The sequence below is a fragment of the Streptomyces sp. HP-A2021 genome (assembly GCF_022807935.1).
GTDB lineage: Bacteria > Actinomycetota > Actinomycetes > Streptomycetales > Streptomycetaceae > Streptomyces > Streptomyces afghaniensis.
In genome coordinates this window covers 7407934-7433067 of record NZ_CP094344.1, presented here as the reverse complement: position 1 = coordinate 7433067, position 25134 = coordinate 7407934, and the positions used below count along the sequence as shown (strand labels likewise).

General features: G+C 70.6%; 20 protein-coding genes. 6 read left to right on the top strand and 14 right to left on the bottom strand.

Translation table 11 applies throughout. The features are described 5' to 3' along the window. Positions 1 to 76: 76 nt before the first annotated feature. The 12 genes from pgi to uvrC form a co-directional block, all read right to left on the bottom strand. Positions 77 to 1765: a glucose-6-phosphate isomerase gene (gene pgi / locus MQE23_RS33555; protein ID WP_243381070.1), complete on the bottom strand. Its 1689-nt coding sequence runs from the start codon at positions 1763 to 1765 to the stop codon at positions 77 to 79. A gap of 69 nt (positions 1766 to 1834) precedes the next feature. Beyond that, positions 1835 to 3103 (bottom strand): MFS transporter, encoded by a 1269-nt coding sequence (locus tag MQE23_RS33550; RefSeq protein WP_243381068.1) that lies wholly within the window; start codon positions 3101 to 3103, stop codon positions 1835 to 1837. Between the two features lie 134 nt (positions 3104 to 3237). Beyond that, positions 3238 to 3573, bottom strand: a complete 336-nt coding sequence (locus MQE23_RS33545) for an RNA polymerase-binding protein RbpA (RefSeq protein WP_003976875.1) — start codon at positions 3571 to 3573, stop codon at positions 3238 to 3240. Between the two features lie 223 nt (positions 3574 to 3796). Further along, complete coding sequence (gene secG, locus MQE23_RS33540) at positions 3797 to 4027, bottom strand: preprotein translocase subunit SecG (RefSeq protein ID WP_005477937.1); 231 nt, start codon at positions 4025 to 4027, stop codon at positions 3797 to 3799. Between the two features lie 101 nt (positions 4028 to 4128). After that, complete coding sequence (gene tpiA, locus MQE23_RS33535) at positions 4129 to 4905, bottom strand: triose-phosphate isomerase (protein WP_243381067.1); 777 nt, start codon at positions 4903 to 4905, stop codon at positions 4129 to 4131. 5 nt (positions 4906 to 4910) lie between these two features. Further along, positions 4911 to 6122 carry a phosphoglycerate kinase gene (locus MQE23_RS33530; protein ID WP_020273232.1) on the bottom strand — a complete coding sequence of 404 codons (1212 nt, stop codon included), beginning with the start codon at positions 6120 to 6122 and terminating at the stop codon, positions 4911 to 4913. 142 nt (positions 6123 to 6264) lie between these two features. Continuing rightward, positions 6265 to 7272: a type I glyceraldehyde-3-phosphate dehydrogenase gene (gene gap / locus MQE23_RS33525; RefSeq protein ID WP_020273231.1), complete on the bottom strand. Its 1008-nt coding sequence runs from the start codon at positions 7270 to 7272 to the stop codon at positions 6265 to 6267. A 257-nt stretch (positions 7273 to 7529) separates the two neighbouring features. Further along, a complete protein-coding gene (locus MQE23_RS33520; protein ID WP_243381065.1) occupies positions 7530 to 10484 on the bottom strand; it encodes a M14 family metallopeptidase in 2955 nt (984 codons plus the stop codon). Between the two features lie 151 nt (positions 10485 to 10635). Continuing rightward, positions 10636 to 11625 carry a DNA-binding protein WhiA gene (gene whiA, locus MQE23_RS33515; RefSeq protein ID WP_010039680.1) on the bottom strand — a complete coding sequence of 330 codons (990 nt, stop codon included), beginning with the start codon at positions 11623 to 11625 and terminating at the stop codon, positions 10636 to 10638. Next, entirely contained in the window at positions 11616 to 12695 is a 1080-nt protein-coding gene (yvcK, locus tag MQE23_RS33510) for a uridine diphosphate-N-acetylglucosamine-binding protein YvcK (RefSeq protein ID WP_037669766.1), read from the bottom strand. The genes whiA and yvcK overlap by 10 nt, the downstream gene beginning before the upstream one ends. Then, positions 12692 to 13651 carry an RNase adapter RapZ gene (rapZ, locus tag MQE23_RS33505; RefSeq protein WP_020273228.1) on the bottom strand — a complete coding sequence of 320 codons (960 nt, stop codon included), beginning with the start codon at positions 13649 to 13651 and terminating at the stop codon, positions 12692 to 12694. Before rapZ ends, yvcK begins: the two co-directional genes overlap by 4 nt. Next, positions 13648 to 15723: an excinuclease ABC subunit UvrC gene (gene uvrC, locus MQE23_RS33500; protein WP_243381064.1), complete on the bottom strand. Its 2076-nt coding sequence runs from the start codon at positions 15721 to 15723 to the stop codon at positions 13648 to 13650. Before uvrC ends, rapZ begins: the two co-directional genes overlap by 4 nt. Positions 15724 to 15985: 262 nt before the next feature. Between uvrC and MQE23_RS33495 the strand changes: the two genes are divergently transcribed. The 4 genes from MQE23_RS33495 (at position 15986) to MQE23_RS33480 (ending at position 19516) form a co-directional block, all read left to right on the top strand. Then, a complete protein-coding gene (locus MQE23_RS33495; RefSeq protein WP_167338017.1) occupies positions 15986 to 16138 on the top strand; it encodes a hypothetical protein in 153 nt (50 codons plus the stop codon). A gap of 285 nt (positions 16139 to 16423) precedes the next feature. Further along, on the top strand, positions 16424 to 17371 hold the full coding sequence (locus MQE23_RS33490) for a hypothetical protein (protein ID WP_243381062.1): 948 nt from the start codon (positions 16424 to 16426) through the stop codon (positions 17369 to 17371). Between the two features lie 166 nt (positions 17372 to 17537). Next, positions 17538 to 18611, top strand: a complete 1074-nt coding sequence (locus MQE23_RS33485; RefSeq protein ID WP_020273223.1) for a LacI family DNA-binding transcriptional regulator — start codon at positions 17538 to 17540, stop codon at positions 18609 to 18611. After that, positions 18608 to 19516 carry a carbohydrate kinase gene (locus tag MQE23_RS33480; protein ID WP_243381060.1) on the top strand — a complete coding sequence of 303 codons (909 nt, stop codon included), beginning with the start codon at positions 18608 to 18610 and terminating at the stop codon, positions 19514 to 19516. Before MQE23_RS33485 ends, MQE23_RS33480 begins: the two co-directional genes overlap by 4 nt. Before the next feature lie 51 nt (positions 19517 to 19567). On the opposite strand, the gene MQE23_RS33475 is transcribed toward MQE23_RS33480, so the two are convergent. Then, on the bottom strand, positions 19568 to 20431 hold the full coding sequence (locus MQE23_RS33475) for a helix-turn-helix domain-containing protein (protein WP_243381059.1): 864 nt from the start codon (positions 20429 to 20431) through the stop codon (positions 19568 to 19570). Between the two features lie 101 nt (positions 20432 to 20532). Between MQE23_RS33475 and MQE23_RS33470 the strand changes: the two genes are divergently transcribed. Beyond that, positions 20533 to 21096: a YceI family protein gene (locus MQE23_RS33470; RefSeq protein WP_243381057.1), complete on the top strand. Its 564-nt coding sequence runs from the start codon at positions 20533 to 20535 to the stop codon at positions 21094 to 21096. An 80-nt stretch (positions 21097 to 21176) separates the two neighbouring features. On the opposite strand, the gene uvrA is transcribed toward MQE23_RS33470, so the two are convergent. Next, positions 21177 to 24188: an excinuclease ABC subunit UvrA gene (gene uvrA, locus MQE23_RS33465; RefSeq protein WP_243381056.1), complete on the bottom strand. Its 3012-nt coding sequence runs from the start codon at positions 24186 to 24188 to the stop codon at positions 21177 to 21179. A gap of 223 nt (positions 24189 to 24411) precedes the next feature. Here uvrA and MQE23_RS33460 point away from each other — a divergent pair, with 223 nt between their 5' ends. Further along, positions 24412 to 25101 (top strand): maleylpyruvate isomerase family mycothiol-dependent enzyme, encoded by a 690-nt coding sequence (locus MQE23_RS33460; RefSeq protein ID WP_243381054.1) that lies wholly within the window; start codon positions 24412 to 24414, stop codon positions 25099 to 25101. The last annotated feature ends 33 nt before the right edge of the window (positions 25102 to 25134 follow it).

The following is a 25134-nucleotide window of genomic DNA, read 5'->3' as shown; positions in this document are numbered from 1 at the left end:
AGCGGCGGGTGGAATCGCCACGCCACCGGGCGGTGGGCGGGCGACGCGCCGCCGCCCGCCCACCGCCCGGCGCACGTCACTGCCGACCGCGCAGCTCCCGGTACGTGGCGACCAGTGCCTTGGTGGACGCGTCCAGGCCCTCGACCTCGGCTCCCTCGGTCAGTGCGGGCTCGACGCGCTTGGCGAGGACCTTGCCCAGCTCCACGCCCCACTGGTCGAAGGAGTCGATGTTCCACACGGCGCCCTGCACGAACACCTTGTGCTCGTAGAGGGCGACCAGCTGGCCGAGCACGGACGGCGTCAGCTCGGGCGCCAGGATGGTGGTCGTCGGATGGTTGCCCTTGAACGTCTTGTGCGGCACCAGCTCCTCCGGCACACCCTCGGCCCGTACCTCCTCGGGGGTCTTGCCGAAGGCGAGCGCCTGCGTCTGGGCGAAGAAGTTGGCCATCAGCAGGTCGTGCTGCGCCTTGAGCCGGTCGCCCAGCTCCCCGACCGGCCGCGCGAAGCCGATGAAGTCCGCCGGAATCAGCTTCGTGCCCTGGTGAATGAGCTGGTAGTAGGCGTGCTGCCCGTTGGTGCCCGGCGTACCCCACACCACCGGCCCGGTCTGCCACTCCACCTCACGCCCGTCCCGGCCGACGTACTTGCCGTTGGACTCCATGTCGAGCTGCTGGAGGTAGGCGGTGAACTTGGACAGGTAGTGGCTGTAGGGCAGCACCGCGTGCGACTGGGCGTCGTGGAAGTTGCCGTACCAGATGCCCAGCAGGCCGAGCAGCAGCGGCACGTTGGACTCGGCGGGCGCGGTCCGGAAGTGCTCGTCGACGATCCGGAAGCCGTCGAGCATCTCCCGGAAGTTGTCCGGGCCGATGGCGATCATCAAGGCCAGGCCGATCGCGGAGTCGTACGAGTAGCGGCCGCCGACCCAGTCCCAGAACTCGAACATGTTGGCCGTGTCGATACCGAACTCTGCGACCTTCTCGGCGTTCGTCGACAGGGCGACGAAGTGCTTGGCGACGGCGGCCTCTCCCCCACTCTCGACTTCGCTCGAGCGGGAGGTACCCCCATCGAGCGCGTCCAGCAGCCAGCCGCGCGCGGACGTGGCGTTGGTGACCGTCTCGATGGTGGTGAAGGTCTTGGAGGCGATGACGAACAGCGTTTCCGCCGGGTCCAGGTCCCGCACCGCCTCGTGCAGGTCGGCGCCGTCCACGTTCGACACGAAGCGGACCGTAAAGTCCCGGTCGGTGAAGGCGCGCAGCACCTCGTACGCCATCGCGGGACCCAGGTCGGAGCCGCCGATGCCGACGTTGACGACGTTGCGGATCCGCTTGCCGGTGTGCCCTGTCCACTCCCCGGAGCGCACCCGGTTCGCGAAGTCGGCCATCTTGTCGAGGACCGCGTGCACACCCGACACCACGTTCTCACCGTCGACCTCGATCACCGCGTCCCGCGGGGCGCGCAGCGCGGTGTGCAGCACGGCCCGGTCCTCGGTGGTGTTGATCTTCTCGCCGCGGAACATGGCGTCCCGGAGCCCGAACACGTCGGTGGCGGCGGCCAGTTCGCGCAGCAGCCTCAGGGTGTCGTCGGTGACGAGGTGCTTGGAGTAGTCGACGTACAGGTCGCCGACCCGGAGGGTGTACGCGGTGCCGCGGCCGGAGTCGGCGGCGAACAGCTCGCGCAGCTGGACGTCGCCCAGCTCCTCGCGGTGCTTGGCCAGTGCCGTCCACTCGGACGTCTGGTTGAGCCTGGTACGGCCGTCTGCGTTCATCTCGGGCTTCAGCCTTCTTTCCTGTCCTGCCTGCGTACCTTGCCCCGCTGCCGGTCCCAACGTAATTGATCAGCGCGCGACATCGGCTGTCGTGGCGCCGTCGTCCGGCTCGACAACAACTACGTTCACCTTGAGCGCGGGTATCAGTGCGAGGACGGACAGGACGAAGAAGGCGGCCGTGAGCAGGGGCGGGGTGTTCGGCCCCCAGGCGGTGGCGACGGCCCCGCCCAGCAGGGCGCCGAGGGGCACCCCGGCGAAGGCCAGGGTCCGGAAGGCCGAGCTGACCCGGCCCAGGAGCTCGGCGGGGCTGCGCTCCTGCATGAGTGTCGTGGTGTTGACGTTCCACACCATGCCCATGAGCCCGAAGACGGCCAGCGCGCCCACCACCACGGCCAGGCTGCGCACGGTGCCCATCACGACGAGGGCGGCGGTCTGCACCGAGCCGGCGAGCAGCACGGACCGCAGCCGGCCGAGGCGCGCGACCAGCCGGCCGTTCACCACTCCCCCGGCCAGGCCGCCCAGCGTGAAGGCCGCGCCCGCCGCCGCGTATCCCGCGGGGCCCGCTTCCAGCCAGTCGGTGACGAGGACGACCAGCATGGCGAGCTGTGTGCCCATGCCGATGTTGCACAGGGCGGTGGCGGCGCACAGGCCGCGCAGGGCGCGGTCGCGCCACAGGGTGCGCAGCCCTTCCGCGATCTCGCGGCGCAGGGTGCTGCCCGATCGTCGCGGCTCGCGGTCGGGCTCGGCGGCCGGCAGTGAGGCCACCAGCGCGGCGGCCACCAGGAAGGTCACGGCGTCGGCCGCGAAGGGCACGGCGGCCCCGGCGGCCAGCAGCAACGGGACGACGGGCCCGCCCAGCAGGCCGCCCGCGATGCGCTGGCCGGTCAGCAGCCGGGCGTTGGCGCTGCCCAGGGCGTCCCGGTCTACCAGGGCGGGCAGCAGGGCCGTGGCGGCGTTGTCGAAGAGGGTCTGGAGGGTGGTCAGGGCGAAGGCCAGCACGATGAGCAGGCCGATCGAGGCATGACCGAGGGCGACGGCCAGCGCGAAGGCGGCGACCAGCAGCCCTCGTAAGACGTCCACCCTCCACATGGCGCGCCGCTGGTCCACGCGGTCGGCGACGGCCCCGCCGAGCAGCCCGAAGACGATCCAGGGCAGATAGCCGCAGGCCGTCACGGAGGCGATGAGCAGCGGCTCGTCGGTCAGCGTGACGGCGAGCAGGGGCAGCGCGGCCGTACGCAGCGCGTCACCGAAACTGGACAGCACGGCGGCGCTCCACAGCCGTCCGAAGCTCCCGCGCCACGCGGGCGCGCGCACGCTCCCCACCTCGACCGTCGCCACTGTTCCCCCTCATGGTTCGCCCGATACACAAACCGTAGAGGGCACCACTGACAATCGGTCCGCGAGCGGCCGTCCGTGGGTTGCGGAATGCAGCTCCGGCCGGGCACCTGCTGGTGCCCGGCCGGTCTCAAGTCCTAGATCTCGCCCCGCAGTTTGGCGAGCGCCTCGGCGAGGATCGCCTCGCCGTCCGCGTCGCTGCGCCGCTCCCGCACATACGCCAGGTGCGTCTTGTAGGGCTCGGTGCGCGGCGGGTCCGGCGGGTTGTCCCGGTCCTGGCCGGCCGGAAATCCGCAGCGGGGACAGTCCCAGGTTTCGGGCACCTGCGCGTCGCTGGCGAAGCTCGGCTGGGTCTCGTGTCCGTTGGAGCACCAGAAGGAGATGCGCAGCCGCGGCGCGGACTCGCCGCGCTCGGCCTCGCCCATCGGCCCCGCCCCGACCCGGCTTCCCCGGATCGCGTTGCCACTTGCCACGGTCGTAACTCCCTGCGTGATGGTGCCGCGAAGCGAGTCGGCGTTCCGCTTCGCTGCGAGCGCCTCAGTCTACGTAAGGCCCAACGCGCGTCCAGTGATTGGAGTTACAACCCTCACACCTAGACGCAAGCCCCATGATAGGCCGCGCTTTGCCGCGCGTACCGAACATGGGGCCTCACGTACGTATTGCGAGCGTACGTATTGCGTGCGGGATGCGGGCCGGTCAGTTGTTCACCTTCATCAGGATGCCGAGCACGATAATGCACGCGAACCAGAGCAGACCGACCACGACGGTGATCCGGTCGAGGTTGCGTTCGGCGACCGAGGAGCCGCCGACGGAGGACTGCATGCCGCCACCGAACATGTCGGAGAGACCGCCGCCCTTGCCCTTGTGCATCAGCACCAGCAGCATCATCAGCAGGCTGAAGACGATCAGGGCGATCGAGAACCCCAAAACCACGGCTGGACCAACTTCCTCGGATTCGGATGGACGACGCGGGGCCCAGCACAGTGCTGGACCCCGCAAGGGTACGACGGATCGCCGTTAGCGCATACTCACTGGTCGCGGAAGCGCACGATCTTGACGAATTCGTCGGCGTCCAGCGAGGCGCCGCCGACCAGGGCGCCGTCGATGTCGGCCTGCGCCATGATCTCGGCGACGTTGCCCGACTTCACGGAGCCGCCGTACTGGATGCGGACCTTGTCGGCCAGGTCCTGCGAGTACAGCTCGGCGATCTTGCCGCGGATCGCCGCGCAGACCTCCTGGGCGTCCTCGGCGCCGCAGACCTTGCCGGTGCCGATGGCCCAGACGGGCTCGTAGGCGATCACGACGGTCTCGGCCTGCTCGGCGGGGAGGTCCTTCAGACCGCCCTCGACCTGGGCGAGGGTGTGGGAGACGTGGTTGCCCGCCTCGCGGACCTCCAGTTCCTCGCCGACGCACAGGATGGGGGTCAGGCCGTGCTTGTAGGCGGCCTTGACCTTGGCGTTCACCAGCTCGTCGGTCTCGGCGTGGTACTGGCGGCGCTCGCTGTGGCCGATGGCGACGAACGTGCACTTCAGCTTGGCCAGCATGGGGCCGGAGATCTCGCCGGTGTAGGCACCGCCGTCGTGTGCCGAGATGTCCTGGGCGCCGTACTTGATCTTGAGCTTGTCGCCGTCGACCAGGGTCTGTACGGAGCGCAGGTCGGTGAAGGGCGGCAGGACGGCGACCTCGACGGCCTCGTAGTCCTTGTCGGCCAGGGCGAAGGCGAGCTTCTGGACGTGGGCGATGGCCTCGAGGTGGTTGAGGTTCATCTTCCAGTTGCCCGCCATCAGCGGCGTGCGCGTGCTCATCTAGGTCAGTCCTCCAGTGCGGCGAGGCCGGGGAGCGTCTTGCCCTCGAGGTATTCGAGGGAGGCGCCGCCACCGGTCGAGATGTGGCCGAATGCCGTCTCGTCGAAGCCGAGGGTGCGCACGGCGGCGGCGGAGTCGCCGCCGCCGACCACGGTGAAGCCCTTGGATTCGACGAGGGCCTGGGCGACCGCCTTGGTGCCCTCGGCGTAGTCGGGGTGCTCGAAGACGCCCATGGGTCCGTTCCAGAAGACGGTGGCGGCGTCGGCGAGCTTGGACGCGTACAGCTTGCGGGTCTCGGGCCCGATGTCGAGGCCCATCTGGTCGGCCGGGATGGCGTCCGCGGCGACGGTCGTGGGGTGGGCGGCAGCCTTGGTCTTCAGGTCCGGGAACTCGGTCGCCGTCAGGGCGTCGACGGGCACGACCAGCTCGACGCCGGTCTTCTCCGCCCGCTCGACATACTCCTGGACGGCCGCGATCTGGTCCTCCTGGAGGAGGGACGCGCCGACCTCGTAGCCCTTGGCCTTGAGGAAGGTGTAGGCCATGCCGCCGCCGATGAGGATGCGGTCGGCCTTGCCGAGCAGCTGGTCGATGACGGCGAGCTTGTCGGAGACCTTGGCGCCGCCGAGGGCGACGACGTAGGGCCGCTGGAGGTCGTCCGTCAGCTTCTTCAGGACGGCGACCTCCTTGGCGATGAGGTAGCCGGCGGCGTGCGGCAGCCGGGCCGGGAGGTCGTAGACGGAGGCGTGCTTGCGGTGCACGGCACCGAAGCCGTCGCCGACGTAGAGGTCCGCGAGGGCGGCGAGCTGATCGGCGAAGGCGCCGCGCTCGGCGTCGTCCTTGCTGGTCTCACCGGCGTTGAAGCGCAGGTTCTCGACGACCGCGACCTGGCCGTCGGCGAGGGCGGCGACGGTGGCCCGGGCGGACTCGCCGACCGTGTCGGTGGCGAACCGTACGTCCGTGCCGAGGATCTCACCGAGGCGCGCGGCGGCCGGGGCGAGGGAGAAGGCCGGGTCCGGGGCGCCCTTGGGGCGGCCCAGGTGCGAGGCGACGACCACCCGGGCGCCCGCGTCGGCGAGGGCCTTGACCGTGGGCACCACGGCGCGGATCCGGCCGTCGTCGGTGATGGTGGTGCCGTCCAGCGGCACGTTCAGGTCGGCGCGGACGAAGACCCGCTTGCCGGCCACCCCTTCGGAGAGGAGTTCGTCGATCGTCTTCATGAGGGGACTCCTGGAAGAGCTCGTGATCGCTCGTAAGCGCTCGTGATCGAACAGCTCTGATCTGTACGTGAGTCAGGGCTCGGACAGCGCATTCTCGCGCTGCCCGAGCCCTGCTCTCACATGGACGTGCCTGCTCTGTGGATCAGAGCTGGTTGCCGACGAAGACCGTCAGGTCGACGAGGCGGTTGGAGTAGCCCCACTCGTTGTCGTACCAGCCGATGACCTTCACGTTCTTGCCCTCCTGGACCATGGTCAGGGAGGAGTCGAAGGTGCAGGACGCCGGGGCGTTGACGATGTCGGACGAGACGATCGGATCCTCCGTGTACTCGAGGATGCCCTTCAGCTCGCCCTCGGCCGCCTTCTGGAAGGCGGCGTTGACCTCTTCCTTGGTGACCTCGCGGCCGAGCTCGAGGACCAGGTCGGTGACCGAACCGGTCGGGACCGGGACGCGCATGGCCATGCCGTCCAGCTTGCCCTTGAGCTGCGGGAGCACCAGCGCGGTGGCCTTGGCGGCACCCGTGGTGGTCGGGATGATGTTCTCGGAGGCGGCACGGGCGCGGCGCAGGTCCTTGTGCGGGAAGTCCAGGATGCGCTGGTCGTTGGTGTACGCGTGCACCGTCGTCATCAGGCCCTTGACGATGCCGAAGTTCTCGTCGAGGACCTTCGCCATCGGCGCCACACAGTTGGTGGTGCAGGAGGCGTTGGAGATGACGTGGTGGTTCGCCGGGTCGTAGCTGTCCTGGTTGACGCCCATCACGATGGTGACGTCCTCGTCCTTGGCCGGAGCCGAGATGAGGACCTTCTTCGCGCCGCCGGCGATGTGCTTCTCAGCGTCGGCCTTCTTGGTGAAGATGCCGGTCGACTCGATGACGATGTCGACGCCCAGCTCGCCCCACGGGATGTCGGCGGGGTTGCGCTCGGCGAGGACCTTGATGGTCTTGTCGCCGACGGTGATGGTGTCCTCGGTGTGCGAGACCTCCTGCTTGAGGCGGCCGAGGATGGTGTCGTACTTCAGCAGGTGAGCGGTGGTCGCGGTGTCACCCAGGTCGTTGACAGCCACGATCTCGATGTCTGCACCCTGCTCCAGCAGCGCGCGGAAGTAGTTACGACCGATGCGGCCGAAGCCGTTGATGCCTACGCGGATCGTCACGAACCGATCTCCTCGTTGGTACGCCGGCCATGAAGAGCCGGCGAGCTCTGTTTGGGATGTCCCCGACCGCCTACGACCCTACCTCCCTGAGGCTGCGGTGGTGACATCCAGATGCCCCATACACGGCAGGGCGGTCCGTACCCGCCAGTAGGGGTACGGACCGCCCGTCACCGAGAGCGAGATCACTCGATTTCGCTACACGGTGTGGTGCCTGTTGACGGAGAGTTCCCAGCTCCTGCGGGGTCACACGTCTGCGGTCACACGTCGAGGGAGGCGAGCGCCTTTCTCATCAGTGCCGCCCGGTCGGCCGCGGTGGCGACGTGCTCCAGGCCGAAGCCCAGCAGCACGGTGTCGTCCGTGGTCACCGCGCCGTATGTCTGGAACAGGGCCCCGGTGCGGGTCCAGTCCTTGAGGACGGCCGGGCTGCCCGCGGGCGGTCCGGCTGCCTTCCAGGCGCCGAGCGAGGTCTCGAAGCCCTCGGTCTCCTTCGCCGTGCCGCCGACGACGAGCGAGGCGTCGTCGGCGAGGACGCCGTGCCCGCCGGTGCCCGGGTCGGTGACGTAGCTGATCGAGACCTCGACCGTCTTGCCGGCGTACGCGCTCAGGTCGAAGTCCACCCGCTGCCAGCCGCCGGAGGCACCGGTGAGGCTGTTCCACGAGCCGGTGCTGCCGGTCGCGGTGCAGCCGTCGTCCGACAGGGTCAGGTAGTGCTTCAGCCAGGGGTGCTCACGGACGTAGAAGCCGCCCCCGCACTCGGCCGGAACGGCGGCCTTGGTGGCGCCGCCCGCCTCGGGCAGGGTCGTCCAGTCTTCGGCGCCCGCGGTGTGGGCCTCGACCAGGACGTTGTCGTAGCCGGGCTCGGTGTCCCACATCAGCTGGGTGCGCAGGGTGGGCTTGTCGGCCGCGGCGACGCCGGTGAGGTCCACGGTGCGGGTGAGGCGCTTGTAGGCGTCGTCAGTGTGGACGGCGGCGGCCATCGAGGAGCCCGCGTACGGGCCGTACGGGTTGACCGCGCCGGCGAACTGTCCGGCGCCCTTGCTCGCGAACTGCGGGAACTCGTCGGCGGGCAGCTCGTCGGAGGTGACGCCGTACCGTCCCGCCTTGTCCAGGGGGTTGCCGGGCGCGGCGGCTAGCGGGCCCGTGAAGCCGCCCAGCTCGCCGGAGCCGGTGAAGCCGGTGGCTCCGGCGGCCGAGGTACGGCTGTAGGCGCCCAGGTAGTACTGGCTGAAGTCGTTCGACAGGACGCCACCGCCGAGGTCGACGCTGCCGCCGGCCTGCTCACCGGCCTCGATCAGCCTGCCGCCCTCGTTGAGGAAGGCGCGCAGCTGGAGCTGGGTGGCGTTGCCGGGGACACCGGCGCCCGTGTAGTGGACGACGGTGTCGAAGTGGCTCAGCACGCCCAGTGCGTCCGGTGCCCCGCGCTCGGCGACGTCCCAGACGAGTGCCTTGCGGCCGTTGGCCTTGAGGGCGTCCACGTACTTCTGTGCCTGCGTGGCGGCCGCGCCCTCCTCGGCGACGACGAGGGTGTCCGCCCTGGGCCGCTCGGCCACGGTGTAGGTGAAGCGCTTGCTGGAGACCTTCTTGCCGTTCCTGGTCTCCGCGGTGAACCACACCTCGACCTTGTCGCCCGGGTCGCCGTCCTTCACCTTCGCCCGGTACTCGTCGAAGTAGAGGTTGTCCTCACCGCCGTAGGTCTCGCCGCCCTTCCAGGGCTTGAGCGCCATGTCCTCGGTGCGGCCGCCGTTGACGCGGTACTTCAGCTCCTTGTCGCGCAGCGACTTGCGTGCGACGACGGAGACCTCCTGGTCGGCGCCGCGGGAGTACGACACCGGGAACCCGGCCGGGGTGAAGTCGGCGGCGCTCAGTCCGACCGACGAGGACGGCCGGTCGGGGTGGGCGGCGGACTCGGCGACGGAGAGCGCGAACGGGACGTTCTTGGCGAACTCCTGCTGGATCAGCTTCTCGTCGTCCGGGAAGGTGAAGATCGACCGGCAGTCGGACGCCTTCCACTCGTCGTTCGGGTCGGCGTTGGAGGCCGTCTGACAGGTCGACATCTCCGGGGTGAACATCGCCAGGCCGTTGACGTTCGCCGCGTGGCCGTCGGCCTCGCCGTTGGTGGTGTACAGCTCGGAGGAGACCTGCGGGTGGTAGCCGGGGACCGCCGGGTTCTCGGGCGTACCGGCGAGCGCCTCGTACACGACGTCGTCCGGGGTGGCTGTGGCCACCTGCCAGCCGACCCCGTAGAGGATGAGTTCGGCGGCGGAGTGGTAGTTGATGCCGTACGTGAAGCCGATCCGCTTCTGGAAGGCGTCCAGGGCCTTGGTCTCCGGCTCCGAGCCCGGTCCGGCGCCGCGGTAGGTCTCGCTGGTGGGGTTGGGGGACGAACCCTCGTCGTCGTAGCCCCACTTGTAGGCGAAGTTGCGGTTGAGGTCGACGCCGTCGCCGGTGCCGATGACGCCGTCGCCGTTGACGTCCCGCAGGTTCTTGCGCCACAGGCGGTTGGCGTCACCGGTGTGGGTGTGGTCGTAGCCGTCGGGGTTGGCCGAGATGACGAACCACAGTTCGGTGGAGTCGACGATCTTCTTGACGCGCCGGTCCTTCTTGTAGTTGTCCAGGTAGTGGTGCATCAGGCGCCGGGTCATCTCCGGCGTGATCCACTCCCGGGCGTGCTGGTTGGACAGGTAGAGGACGGAGGGCTTGGAGCCGTCCTTCGTCTTCTTGGCGCCCTTGGTGAGCTTCAGCGCGAGGATGTCCTGGCCCCTGACCGTCTTGCCGATGGAGACGACCTTGGTGAGGCCGGGGTTGTCCTGAGCGGCCTTGAGGATCTCCTCCTTGATGCCGCCCTTGCCGCTGTACGGACGGAACACGCCCTCGGCGGCGTCCTCCACACGGGCTTCCGCCTTGGTGGAGAGCTCGTGCTCGGTGAGGTCGACGCCCTGCTTCGCCAGCTTCTTCGCCTGCTGGTCGGTCAGGATGACCTCGATGGTGGCCGTGCCCTTCTCGGGCACCTGCTCGCTGAGTTCGTGGCCGTCCTGGCCGGCCGCGAGCAGCAGGGGTACCTGCTCGTGGGTGACGTCGGCGCGGAAGACCTTGACTTCGTCCGGGTCGGGCGGGGGTGAACTGTCCGGTTGTGCCTGGGCGATGGGTGCGACGCTCGCTCCGCCGATCAGGAGCGCGCCGACAGCGAGGATCGATCTCGCTCTTCGTCTCATGAACCCCCCTAGCGTGGGTTCGCCACAGTAGCGAACAGATGCCAGGCTCATGACAGTCCATGATCGAGTCAAGAGTGCCCGAACGACACGCAAGAGCCGGTGCCGACCACCCAAGTGGATGTCGGCACCGGCTTCTTGACGAACTGTGGGATCAGCCTACGAGATTGTCGGCCAGCTCCTCGGAGAGGTTGGCCTCCGTGCCCGGGATGCCCAGGTCGGAGGCGCGCTTGTCGGCCATGGCCAGCAGGCGGCGGATCCGGCCGGCGACGGCGTCCTTGGTCAGCGGCGGATCGGCGAGCGCGCCCAGCTCCTCCAGGGAGGCCTGCTTGTGCTCCATGCGCAGCCGGCCGGCCGCGGCGAGGTGCTCGGGGACGTCCTCGCCGAGGATCTCCAGCGCCCGCTGCACACGGGCACCGGCGGCGACGGCCGCGCGGGCCGAGCGGCGCAGGTTGGCGTCGTCGAAGTTGGCGAGCCGGTTCGCCGTGGCGCGCACCTCGCGGCGCATCCGGCGCTCCTCCCAGGCCAGCACCGACTCGTGGGCGCCGAGGCGGGTGAGCAGGGCGCCGATCGCGTCGCCGTCGCGGACGACGACCCGGTCCACGCCGCGTACCTCGCGGGCCTTGGCGGCGATCGACAGGCGGCGGGCGGCGCCGACCAGGGCGAGCGCGGCCTCGGGGCCCGGGCAGGTCACCTCCAGCGAGGAGGAGCGGCCGGGCTCGGTGAGCGAGCCGTGCGCCAGGAAGGCGCCCCGCCAGGCGGCCTCGGCGTCGCAGGTGGCCCCCGAGACCACCTGCGGGGGCAGGCCGCGGATCGGGCGGCCCCGCCCGTCGACCAGGCCGGTCTGGCGGGCCAGCTGGTCACCGCCCGCGACGACGCGCACCACGTAGCGCGAGCCGCGGCGCAGTCCGCCCGGTGCCATCACGATCAGCTCCGAGCTGTGGCCGAAGATCTCCAGGATGTCCCGCTTGAGGCGGCGGGCCGCCATCGCCGTGTCCAGCTCCGCCTCGATCACGATCCGACCGCTCACCAGGTGAAGGCCGCCGGCGAACCGCAGAATGGCGGAGACCTCCGCCTTTCTGCAGCAGGTCCGGGTGACGGGGAGCCGGGAGATCTCGTCCTTCACCGCTGCCGTCATCGCCATGGGCCGATCCTTCCATGCATCCGAAAAATACGGTCGTACGCGGCGGCCAACAGCTCCGGGTCATGCCTCGGGGTCCCGTCGGGCCGGGCCACCGGCGCCAGCTCGACCGCGGCCCCGAACCGCTTGGCGGCATCGGTCAGGGAGTCGCGGTCGGGCACGGCGGCCTCGTCGGCCAGCACCACGTCCAGGGCGAGTTTAGGGGCGTGTCGTCCCAAAACCTCCAAATGACGCTGCGGGGAGAAGCCCTCTGTTTCTCCGGGCTGCGGGGCGAGGTTCAGGGAGAGTACCCGGCGGGCCTTGGTCTGCGTGAGCGCGTCCAGCAGCTCGGGCACAAGCAGATGCGGGATGACCGAGGAGAACCAGGAGCCGGGGCCGAGCACCACCCAGTCCGCGTCCAGGACGGCCTGGACCGCCTCGGGCACGGCCGGCGGGTCGTGCGGCACGACCTGCACGGACTGCACCTCGCCCGGGGTGAGGGCGACGGTGGCCTGGCCGCGGACCGTGTCCACCTCGTCCGGGCGGGCCGGGTCGTGGCCCTTGACCAGGGCCTGGAGCTCCAGCGGGACGGCGGACATGGGCAGCACGCGGCCCTGTGCGCCGAGCAGCCGTCCGACCAGGTCGAGGGCCTGGACGTGGTCACCGAGCTGCTCCCACAGGGCGACGATCAGCAGATTGCCGACCGCGTGCTCGTGCAGGTCGCCCTTGGACTGGAAGCGGTGCTGGATGACGCGCGCCCAGGTCTGGCCCCAGTCGTCGTCACCACAGAGCGCGGCCAGTGCCTTGCGCAGGTCGCCGGGCGGCAGCACGCCCAGCTCGTCGCGCAGCCGGCCGCTGGAGCCGCCGTCGTCGGCCACGGTGACCACGGCGGTGAGGTCGCCGGTGATCCGGCGCAGGGCGGCGAGCGATGCGGACAGGCCCATGCCGCCGCCGAGGGCGACGACCTTGGGCTGCGTGCCCCGGCGGCGGGGTCTGCCGCCCCGGGCCTCGGCGGGCCGGCCGCCCTTTCCGTCGGTGCTGCCGTCGGGCACCACCCGGCGCAGCCGGCTCAGCCGCGGAGTACGTCGTGTCATTCGCGTCCCATGTCCCGGTGTACGACCACCGTCTCCACGCCCTCGGCGGCGAGCCGGGCGGCGAGCTTCTCCGACATGGCGACCGAGCGGTGCTTGCCGCCCGTGCAGCCCACGGCGATGGTCACGTAGCGCTTGCCCTCACGGCGGTAGCCGGTGGCGACGAGCTGCAGGAGCTCCGTGTACCGGTCGAGGAACTCCTTGGCGCCGGGCTGGTTGAAGACGTAACCCGACACCTCCTCGTTGAGGCCCGTGTACGGGCGCAGCTCCGGCACCCAGTGCGGGTTCGGCAGGAAGCGGCAGTCGACGACCAGGTCGGCGTCGACCGGCAGCCCGTACTTGTAGCCGAAGGACATGACCGTGGCCCGCAGCTCCGGCTCCTCCTCGCCGGCGAACTGGGCGTCCATCTTGGCGCGCAGCTCGTGCACGTTGAGGCTGGAGGTGTCGATCACCAGGTCGGCGTCGCCGCGCAGCTCGCGCAGCAGTTCGCGCTCGGCCGCGATGCCGTCGACGATGCGGCCGTCGCCCTGGAGGGGGTGCGGGCGGCGCACCGACTCGAAGCGGCGCACCAGGGCCTCGTCGGAGGACTCCAGGAAGACGATCCTGCGGGTGACGTTCTTCGCCTCCAGGTCGGCGAGGGACTCGCGGAGGTTGTCGAAGAACCGGCGGCCGCGGACGTCGACGACGACGGCGATCCGGGCCACGTTTCCCTGGGAGCGGGCGCCGAGCTCCACCATGGTGGGGATCAGCGCGGGCGGCAGGTTGTCGACGACGAACCAGCCGAGGTCCTCCAGGCACTTCGCGGCCGTGGAACGGCCGGCCCCGGACATGCCGGAGATGATCACCAGCTCGGGGATGGCCGCGTCCGGGACTCCGGCCTTGTCGTTGGTCGTGCCCGTACTCACCTGTGCTCCGTCTCCGGCTTGCTCTTCTTGTCCGTCGTGCTCGTTCACATTCATGTCTCCTGCCCCCGTCGTTCGTCCGGGGCACCCATCGTCGCGGGCTCCCCACTGGAACCCATGGTGCCGGGTCCCTCCTCCATGATCTCTCCAGTCGCCGTGTTGACGGCGGGTGCGGCCGGGGGCGCCTGGGCGAGGGCCACCGCGATGGTCTCGGCGGTCTTGCGGCCTATGCCGGGAACCTCGCAGATCTGGTCGATGGTGGCGGATCGCAGTTTCTTCAACGAACCGAAGTGCTTCAGGAGTGCCTGCTTGCGCGTGTCCCCGAGGCCGGGGACGTCGTCCAGAGGGCTGGACCGGAAGCGCTTGGACCGCTTGGTGCGCTGGTAGCTGATCGCGAAGCGGTGGGCCTCGTCACGGACCCGCTGGAGCAGGTACAGGCCCTCGCTGGTGCGGGGCAGGACCACCGGGTCGTCGTCGCCGGGCAGCCAGACCTCCTCCAGGCGCTTGGCGAGGCCGCACACGGCGATGTCGTCGATCCCCAGGTCGTCCAGGGCCCGCTGGGCGGCCGCGACCTGCGGGGCGCCGCCGTCGACGACGACGAGCTGCGGCGGGTAGGCGAACTTCTTGGGGCGACCGTCGTCCTCGGTGAGGGTGCCGGCGCTGGTGCTGGTGAGCCTGCCGTTTTCGGCGTCCTCGGCGTCCTCGGCGTCCGACCACTCGCCCGTCTTCTCCTTCTCGGCGAGGTAGCGGCGGAAGCGGCGGGTGATCACCTCGTGCATGGAGCGGACGTCGTCCTGCCCGGCGAAGCCCTTGATCTGGAAGCGGCGGTACTCGCTCTTGCGGGCCAGGCCGTCCTCGAAGACGACCATGGAGGCCACCACGTCGTCGCCCTGGAGGTGGGAGATGTCGTAGCACTCGACGCGCAGCGGGGCGCTGTCCAGGTCGAGGGCGTCGGAGATCTCCTCCAGGGCGCGCGAGCGCGTGGTCAGGTCGGAGGCGCGCTTGGTCTTGTGCAGGACGAGCGCCTGCTGGGCGTTGCGCTGCACCGTCTCCATGAGGGCCTTCTTGTCGCCGCGCTGCGGGACGCGCAGGGAGACGCCCGAGCCGCGCCGGCCGGCGAGCCACTCCTGGACGGGCTCCACGGGGTCGGGCAGGGCCGGGACGAGGACCTCCTTGGGAACAGCGTCGCCCGTCTCCTCGCCGTACAGCTGCTGCAGGGCGTGCTCTACGAGGGCGCCGGTGGTGATCTCCTCCACCTTGTCGGTGACCCAGCCGCGCTGGCCGCGCACGCGTCCCCCGCGTACGTGGAAGATCTGGACGGCCGCCTCCAGCTCGTCCTCGGCGACCGCGATCAGGTCGGCGTCGGTCGCGTCGGCGAGCACGACCGCGTTCTTCTCCATGGCCTTCTTCAGGGCCTCGATGTCGTCGCGCAGCCGGGCCGCCCGCTCGTACTCCATCTCCTCGGCCGCCTCGCCCATCTGCTTCTCCAGGCGGCGGATGTACGTGGCCGTACGGCCGGTCATGAAGTCGCAGAACTCGTCGGCCAGTTCGCGGTGCTCCTCGGCGGAGACCCGGTCCACGCACGGGGCCGAGCACTTGCCGATGTAGCCGAGGAGGCAGGGGCGGCCCGTACGGGCGGCGTTCTTGAAGACGCCGGCCGAGCAGGTGCGCACGGGGAAGACGCGCAGCAGCAGGTCGACGGTGTCGCGGATCGCCCACGCGTGCGCGTACGGCCCGAAGTAGCGGACGCCCTTCTTCTTGTGACCGCGCATCACCTGCACGCGCGGGTACTCCTCGTTCATCGTCACCGCGAGGTACGGGTAGCTCTTGTCGTCGCGGTACTTGACGTTGAACCGGGGGTCGTACTCCTTGATCCAGGAGTACTCCAGCTGGAGCGCCTCGACCTCCGTGGACACCACCGTCCACTCCACGGACGCGGCCGTGGTCACCATGGAGCGGGTGCGCGGGTGCAGGCCCGCCAGGTCCTGGAAGTAGTTCGCCAGGCGCTGGCGCAGGCTTTTCGCCTTTCCGACGTAGATCACCCGGCGGTGCTCGTCACGGAACCTGTAGACCCCCGGCGAGTCGGGGATCTCACCCGGTTTGGGGCGGTAGCTGGAGGGGTCGGCCATGTCTCACACCCTACTGGCGAGCACCGACAGTCCGGCGTGACGGCCGGACACGACCACGGCCTCTGCGAGGGGCAGTTTCCAACGGCATGCTCCGCCCGGGGTTACGGCACGCCGGGAGCGGGAATGCAGGCTTCCCACGGGTACACGGCGACGTCCGGCGGGCGGAGTCCGTGTCGGTGCAGGCACAGGTTGTCGGTGCGGACCGGCCGTTTCGATGCGAAACGGGCGGGCCACGGGTCGGAGGGCTGCGCAGATGAAGCGGATGCGGATCGAGAAATCCCGGCGGGCCGTCCGTGCCCGCCGGTACGCGGACGAACCGTTCGCGCTGCACGACGCCCTCGACCCGCGCGACCCCGACATAGTGCGGGCCAAGCGCCTGGCCGTCGAGGAACGGGGCGCGAGCGACCGCTCCTAGACGACGCCGGCCTCGGCGGAAGCCGGGCTCGCCGTCGGCAGAGACCGCCCGGGGTGCCACGCGCCCCGGGCGGTCGCTTGTCCGGACGGGCCCGGCGGGGAGTACATCACTGTCCGGCATCAGGTGTTGTCGGGACCAGGTCAACACGCTTCAATGCGGAGGAACTCGGGACCCCTGAACGACGGCCTACGGATGTGAAGACCTCCCCTGCGCCGGCGGGACGGTCCCGGGCGGCCCGCGCGAACGGTCTGACCAGCCGTCGCCGACTCACAGAGAGGCCCCTGCATGCCGCACGCCCCACAGCACGCGGACGTCGCCACCGCGGAACTGGACTCGGTTCTGCGCGGCGGCCCCTTCCACGTCGCCCTGCGTGCCGCGATCGCCGCCCGCGGGCTGCCGCTGCAGCGCGTGCAGCACCATCTGTCCCGTCACGGGGTGAAGGTCGGCGTCACCAGCCTGAGTTACTGGCAGCAGGGGGCCAGGCGCCCGCAGCGCCCCGAGTCCCTGCGGGCCGTGCGCGCGCTGGAGGAGATCCTCGAACTTCCCGAGGAGTCGCTGATCCGGCTGCTCGCCGGCTCCGGCGAAGGCCCGGCCGGGCAGCGGTCCGCGGCCCGCTCCTACCGCTCCCTCGTCGAGGCCTCCGGAGTCCTGGACCAGCTGCTGGCCGAGCTGGACTGCCCGCCGGACGGCGGTCTGCACACCCTCGGGCACCACGAGCGGCTGCGGATCGGGGCGCGGCGCGAACTGGCCGAGCGGGAGTCGCACCACATCGTGCGCGCCCACCGGGACGGCGTCGACCGCTTCGTGGCCGTCCACCACGGCGACCGGGGAGCCGCACCGGAGCGCATGAGGGTGCACGCGCTGGAGAACTGCCGTACGGGACGCGTCCGTTGGCACCGTGACACGGGCGTGCTCGCGGCCGAGCTGCTCTTCGACACCCGGCTGCGGGCCGGCGACACGTTCCTGTTCCGCTACGGCGTCGAGGACGGCACGGCGGGTGTGTCGCACGAGTACCTCCGCGGCTTCGACTCCCCCGGCGGCCAGTACGCCCTCCAGGTGTGCTTCGACGCGGCGGCCCTCCCGGCCCGCTGTCACCGTTTCACCCAGCACTCGGCGGCGGCCCCGCGCACGGGCTGCCAGGACCTGGCACTGAGCGGACGGCACCGGTCGGTGCACCTGGTCGAGCCGCGGGTGCGCACCGGGTTCCTGGGGATCGGCTGGGACTGGGAGTAGGGGCACCGAGGGCGGCTGCGGTTCGCCGCCTTCTCTTCCGGCCTCCGCCCCGTGCCCTCTCGGCTCGACGTAAGCGCTCAGACGTAAACGCTTGCGTAAGCGTTTACGTCTGCCCTCCGGATGCGATACGTTCCCGCCGGGACCTGACAGAGGAGGCGGGAGCAGCATGGCGACCATGGCCGACGTCGCGCGGAGCGCCGGAGTCTCCGTGGCGACCGTCTCGCACGTCCTGAACGGCACCCGTCCGGTGCTGCCGCACACCCGCCAGGCGGTCCTGGACGCCGTGGAGGAACTCGGCTACACGACGAACACGCTGGCCCGCTCCCTCGTGACCGCCCGGACCCGGTCCATCGGACTGGCGGTGTCGGCGATCAGCAACCCGTACTTCACGGAGATCCTCCAGGGCGTCGAGGCCAGTGCCCTGGAGCACGGCTACAGCCTCCTGATCGCCGATCCGCACGACGACCCGGAGCACGAGCGCAAGGTCGTCCAGCTGCTGCACGAGCGCCGGGTGGACGGCATGATCGTCGCGCCCTCCGCGGAGCCGCGCGGGCTGCTCGCCTACCTGGGGCGGCACGACGTACCGGCCGTGTTCCTCGACCGGCTGGTGGACGCCGCGGACGGCGGACCGCGTTTCGACCAGGTCTGCGCCGACAACGCCGAACCGACGTCCCGGCTGGTCACCCACCTCGCCGGTCTCGGTCACCGGCGGATCGGGATGGTGGCGGGACGGCCGGGCCTCAGCACCACGAGCGAACGGATCACCGGCTACCGGACCGGCCTCGCGTTCGGGGGACTCCCCTACGACGAACGGCTCCTGGTGCACGGCGACTCGGAGTCGGCCGGTGCCGAACAGGCCACCGCCGCCCTGCTGTCCCTCGCCGTGCCGCCCACCGCGCTGGTCACCGGCAACAACGCCATGACCATCGGGGCGCTGCGCGCCCTGCGCGCGCACGGCCTGTCCGTGCCCGGCGACATCGCGCTGTGCTGCTTCGACGACTTCGCCTGGGCGGACCTGTTCTCGCCCCGGCTGACCGCGATCGCGCAGCCCAGCAGGGACATCGGCGCCCAGGCCGTACGTGTGCTCCTGGAGCGTCTCACCGAGCCGGACCGGCCCGCCCGGACGGTGCGGCTCCCCTGCACCTTCGTCCACCGCACGTCGTGCGGCTGCCCCGAGGAGCCGGAGCAGTCCGTGCGGTTCGAGCAGCCCGAGCAGTCCGAGAGAGGAACCGTCGCATGATCGTCGTCGCCGGTGAGGCACTGATCGACCTGGTACCGCGGGGCACGGGTGCCCTGGCGGCACTCCAGCCGGCGCTCGGCGGCGGCCCGTACAACACGGCGGTCGCGCTGGGCCGTCTCGGTTCCCCCGCCGCCTTCTGTTCGCGGGTGTCGTACGACGCCTTCGGGGAGGCCCTGCTGGACCGGCTGCGGGAGACCGGGGTGGACGTGTCGTCGGTGCAGCGCGGCGCCGAGCCCACGACCCTCGCCGTCGCCACGGTCGGCGCGGACGGCTCGGCGGCGTACTCCTTCTACGTCGACGGGACGGCGGACCGGCTGTTCACGGCCCCCTCCGCGCTGCCGCCCGGCACCCGGGCCGTCTCCTTCGGGACCTGCTCGCTGGTGCTGGAGCCGGGGGCGAGCGCCTACGAGGAGCTGATGCGTGCGGCGGCCGCGCAGGGTGTGTTCACCGCGCTGGACCCGAACATCAGGGCCGGACTGATCCCGGACGCGGACGCCTACCGGGCGCGGTTCAAGAGCTGGCTGCCGTCGGTGTCTGTGCTGAAGCTGTCCGAGGAGGACGCCCGGTGGCTCGGCGGCACGCCCCAGGAGTGGCTGGCGGCCGGTCCGGCGGCGGTCGTGATCACCCGGGGCGGCGACGGGCTGACCGCCTTCACCGCCGATGGCGGCGAGTACTCGGTGCCCGGCGAGCGGGTGGAGGTCGTGGACACGATCGGCGCGGGCGACACGGTGAACGCGGCGCTGCTGCACGGGCTCGCGGCACGCGACGCGCTCAGTGCGCCGGCGCTGGCCGCGCTGGGGCCGGACGGCTGGACGGGGCTGCTGGGCTTCGCGGCCCGTGCGGCGGCGATCACCTGCTCCCGGGCCGGGGCGGAGCCGCCGTACGCACACGAGCTGGAGGGCTGACGCCTCCCGCGATCAGGGCGGACAACACAGAACGCGTCCCGGGCGCGTCGCTCAGCCGGCCGCCCCCACGGCCCGCAGCGCGCCGGGGCGACGGCCGTTGAGGCGGTCCAGGGCGGCGGCCGTGGCATCGTCCGCGGGCAGGTGGACGATCACGCGCTGGCCTTCGTCGGGCAGCGCGAACGTCTCGTGCAGCAGGCGCAGTGATCCGGCCTCGGGGTGTTCGATGTGCTGGGAGCCCGTCCGCCGCGGCGCCGTGGCCAGGTCGGCGAACCGGTCGGCGAAGTCCGCCCCGGCCGTCACCGTCAGCTCGTCGGCCAGCTCGGCGACGTACGGGTCCCGCAGCGGGACCTCGTGCCGCAGCTGGGCGACCAGGTCGTCGGCCACCCGGTCCCAGTCGCGGTAGGCGCTGCGGGCCCGCTCGTCGGTGAAGAGGTAGCGGAGCAGGTTGGGCGGCTCGTCGTCGAGCAAGCCGATGGGGCCGGCCAGCCGCTCGTATCCCGCGGTGTGGGCGAGGACGTCGCCGATCCAGTTGACCACCAGCGCGGGGGTCGGTTCGAGGCGGTCCAGCACGGACCGGACGGTGGGACGGGCCGTGCGGCCGAGCTGCGGGGCTGCCGCGCAGAGCAGCGGGTCGCCGCCGTCCGCCTCCTTGGTCAGGCGGCGCAGCAGCATCCGGTCGACCAGAGACAGCTTCAAGGCGTCGGCGAGGGCGCCGAGCACCTGGGCGGAGGGGTGGCGGTCCCGCCCCTGTTCCAGCCGGGTGAGGTACTCGACGCTGATGCCGGCGAGCGTGGCCAGTTCGGCGCGCCGCAGGCCCGGGGTGCGACGGCGCGGACCGGTGGGCAGGCCCACCTCGGCGGGGCTGACGGCTTCACGCCAGGTGCGCAGGAACGTGCCCAACTCGTTGTCGCTCACCCGCCGAACGTACCCTCCCCGCGCGCGGAGAGGGTGTCCCTGCCACTACCAGGCTCCGGCCGGTCTCCCTCCCGGGCCGCACGCCCCTCAGGGTGGAGGCCATGACGAATGACACCGCTAGCGCCGCTTCCGCCACCGCTCTGCCACTGGCCCCGGGGAACTGGGCCCTGGACCCGTTCCACTCCTCCGTCGGCTTCACCGTCCGTCACCTGGGCATCGCCAAGGTGAGGGGGCGCTTCGAGCGGCTGGAGGCCGAACTGTTCGTCGGGGAGCGCGTCGAGGACGTGCGGGTCTCCGCGACCGTCGCCCTGGCCTCGATCGACACCGGCAACGCCGACCGGGACGCGCATGTCCGCGCCTCCGACCTGCTCGACGTCGAGAAGCGCCCGACGATGACGTACCGCTCGACGCGTGTGTCGGGTGCGGGTGAGGACTGGACGATGGAGGGCGAGCTGACGATCGGCGAGGTGACCCGCCCGGTGACGCTCGCCGTGGAGTTCGGCGGGCTGGTCGACGTGCCCATGGACGGCAGCCGGCATGCCGGGTTCGAGGCGACGGGTGAGATCCGGCGCAGCGAGTTCGGGCTCGACTTCGCTCCCGGTCTGCTCGGGGAAGTGGTGAAGATCCAGCTCGACATGCAGTTCGTGGAGCCGAAGAGCGCCTGACCGCACAACAACGCGCCGTGCCCCACAGGGAGTTCCTGTGGGGCACGGCGCGTCGGCGGGAGCCTTCAGCCCTTGGCCGGTCAGCCCTTGGTCGTCCGCGTCGTCTTCTTCGCGGCGGCCTTCGTGGACTTCGCGGCTGCCTTCTTCGCTGCGGTGCTGTTGACCGTCCTGGTCGCCCTGGTCTGTGCCGGGACCGTCTTCTTCGCCGCCGTCTTGCGCGGGGCCTTCACCGAGGACGCGTCGGTGATCCGGTCGGCGCCGAGGACCTCGCGCAGGAACTTGCCGGTGTGGCTGGCCGGGACCGCGGCGACCTCCTCGGGCGTGCCCTCGGCGACGACCAGGCCGCCGCCGGCGCCGCCTTCGGGGCCCATGTCGACGATCCAGTCGGCGGTCTTGATCACGTCGAGGTTGTGCTCGATGACGATGACCGTGTTGCCCTTGTCGACCAGTCCGGACAGCACCGTCAGCAGCTTGCTGATGTCCTCGAAGTGCAGACCGGTGGTCGGCTCGTCCAGGACGTAGACCGTGCGGCCGGTGGAGCGGCGCTGGAGCTCGCTGGCGAGCTTGACGCGCTGGGCCTCACCGCCGGACAGGGTGGTCGCGGACTGGCCGAGCCGGACATAGCCGAGGCCGACGTCCTTGAGGGTCTTCATGTGACGGGAGATCGCGGGGACCGCCTCGAAGAACTCCGTGGCCTCCTCGATCGGCATGTTCAGGACGTCGGCGATGGACTTGCCCTTGTAGTGGACCTCCAGGGTCTCCCGGTTGTACCGGGCACCGTGGCAGACCTCGCACGGGACGTAGACGTCCGGGAGGAAGTTCATCTCGATCTTGATCGTGCCGTCGCCCGCGCAGTTCTCGCAGCGGCCGCCCTTGACGTTGAAGGAGAAGCGGCCGGGCATGTAGCCGCGGACCTTCGCCTCGGTGGTCTCGGCGAACAGCTTGCGGATGTGGTCGAAGACGCCGGTGTAGGTGGCCGGGTTGGAGCGCGGGGTGCGGCCGATGGGCGACTGGTCGACGTGTACGACCTTGTCGACGAGGTCGTCGCCGTCCACGCGCGTGTGCCGCCCGGGTACGTTCCTCGCGCCGTTCAGCTCGCGGGCCAGGTGCGTGTACAGGATGTCGTTGACCAGGGTCGACTTGCCGGAGCCGGACACGCCGGTGACGGCGGTGAACACGCCCAGCGGGAACGAGACGTCGATGTCCTGGAGGTTGTTCTCCCGGGCGCCGTGCACCGTGAGCTGCCGGGACGGGTCCAGCGGGCGCCGGATCTCGGGCAGCGGGATGGCCTTCTTTCCGGACAGGTACTGACCGGTCTGCGACTCCTCGTTGGCGAGGAGCTCCTTCAGGGAGCCGCTGTGCACGACCTTGCCGCCGTGCTCACCGGCGCCGGGGCCGATGTCGACGACCCAGTCGGCGGTCTTGATGGTGTCCTCGTCGTGCTCGACGACGATGAGCGTGTTGCCCATGTCGCGCAGCCGGACCAGGGTCTCGATCAGCCGGTGGTTGTCGCGCTGGTGCAGGCCGATGGACGGCTCGTCGAGGACGTACAGCACGCCGACGAGGCCGGAGCCGATCTGGGTGGCCAGGCGGATGCGCTGGGCCTCGCCGCCGGACAGCGTGCCGGCCGCGCGGTTCAGGGAGAGGTAGTCGAGGCCGACGTCCACGAGGAACCGCAGCCGCTCGTTGACCTCCTTCAGGACGCGCTCGGCGATCTTCTTGTCGCGGGCGCTGAGCTTCAGCTCCCTCAGGAAGTCCGCGCAGTCGCTGATCGACATCGCGGAGACCTCCGCGATGGACTTGTCCATGATCGTGACCGCGAGGACGATCGGCTTCAGGCGCGTGCCCTCACAGGTCGGGCAGGGCACCTCGCGCATGTAGCCCTCGAAGCGCTCGCGGCTGGCGTCGCTCTCGGCTTCGCTGTGCCGGCGCTTGACGAACGGGACGGCGCCCTCGAAGGCCGTGGTGTACCGGCGCTCGCGCCCGTAGCGGTTGCGGTAGCGGACCTCGACCTGGGTCTTGTGGCCGTGGAGCAGGGCCTTCTTGGCACGCTGCGGCAGGCCCGCGAAGGGGATGTCCGTCCTAAAGCCCAGGGCGTCGGCGAGTGCGCCGATCAGGCGGCCGAAGTAGTCCTTGGTGTGGCCGTGCGACCAGGGGTGGATGGCGCCCTCGTCGAGGCTCTTGTCCGGGTCCGGGACGATCAGCTCCGCGTCGACCTCCATGCGCGTGCCGATGCCGGAGCAGTCCGGGCAGGCGCCGAAGGGCGAGTTGAACGAGAAGGAGCGCGGCTCCAGCTCTTCGAAGGACAGGTCGTCGTACGCGCAGTACAGGTGCTCCGAGTACATCCGCTCGCGCTCGGGGTCGTCCTCGGGGAGGTCGACGAAGTCGAGCACGACCATGCCGCCGGACAGGCCGAGGGCGGTCTCGACGGAGTCGGTGAGACGGCGCTTGGCGCTGTCCTTCACCGTGAGGCGGTCGACGACCACCTCGATGGTGTGCTTCTCCTGCTTCTTCAGCGTGGGCGGGTTCGACAGCTGGATGGTCTCGCCGTCCACCCGCGCGCGGGAGTAGCCCTTGGTCTGGAGGTCGGCGAAGAGGTCGACGAACTCGCCCTTGCGCTCGCGCACCAGCGGCGACAGCACCTGGAAGCGGCTGCCCTCCGGCAGCTCCAGGACCTTGTCGACGATGGCCTGCGGCGACTGGCGCGTGATCGGGCGGCCGCACTCGGGACAGTGCGGCTTGCCGATGCGCGCGAAGAGCAGACGCAGGTAGTCGTAGACCTCGGTGATGGTGCCGACCGTGGAGCGCGGGTTGCGCGAGGTCGACTTCTGGTCGATGGAGACGGCCGGGGAGAGGCCCTCGATGAAGTCGACGTCCGGCTTGTCCATCTGGCCGAGGAACTGCCGGGCGTACGAGGACAGCGACTCCACGTAGCGCCGCTGTCCCTCCGCGAAGATGGTGTCGAAGGCCAGCGAGGACTTGCCCGACCCCGACAGGCCCGTGAAGACGATGAGCGAGTCGCGCGGGAGGTCGAGCGAGACGTTCTTGAGATTGTGCTCGCGCGCTCCACGAACGATGAGACGGTCGGCCACGCCGGTCCGCACCTTTCTTGAGAGAAGTGACAGGGGCGGGGCCCCCGTGCTTTCTCAGACTAGGGGGAGCCACTGACAACGCCGGTCGGATTCACGGGTTGCCAACAAACCCCGGCTTTCCAGCATGCCCGACGTCACGTCCGACCATATAGCACGTGCATTCGATTACCGGCACTGCTTCACCACCTTCACCCGAAGGTGTGGCGGAGCTAGGGTCAGCACCATGATTGATCACGGTCATGACCTGGCGTCTGTACAAGCCGCTACGGAACGGCTGCTCATCGCAGTCGGCAAACTGGACAACGCCTCTGTGACGCAGCCGTCACGGCTTCCCGGCTGGACCCGGGGCCACGTGCTGGCCCACCTCGCCCGCAACGCGGACGCTCTCGTGAACGTCCTCGAGGGCCGTCCCATGTACGTCTCCGGCGAGGCCCGGGACGCCGACATCGAGCGGGACGCCCCGTGCCCGCTCGACGTCCACCTCACCGACCTGCGCGAGAGCGCGGCCCGCTTCCAGGAGGCCGGAGCCGCTCCGGCGGACTGGTCGCGCACGGTGGAGCTGCGGAACGGGGTCACGGACTCGGCGTCCCGGGTGCCGTTCCGGCGGTGGGTGGAGGTGGAGCTGCATCACGTGGACCTTGGGATCGGGTACGAGCTGGAGCACCTGCCGGCGGAGTTCACGGAGCGGGAGATCGCCTTCCTCTCCGACCGGTTCGCCGGGCATCGCGACGTACCGCCCACGCGCCTCACGGACGGCACGCGCGCGTGGAGCACGGGACGGGAGGCCGACGACGGGCCCGAGGTGACCGTCACCGGCTCCCCGGCGGACCTGCTGGGCTGGCTCGCCGGCCGCCGTTCGGGAGCCGCGCTGACGGTGGACGGCGGAGCCCTTCCGGCACTGCCCCCGCTGTAGGCCCCGGGCCGCTCCCCCGCTATAGGCTGGCGC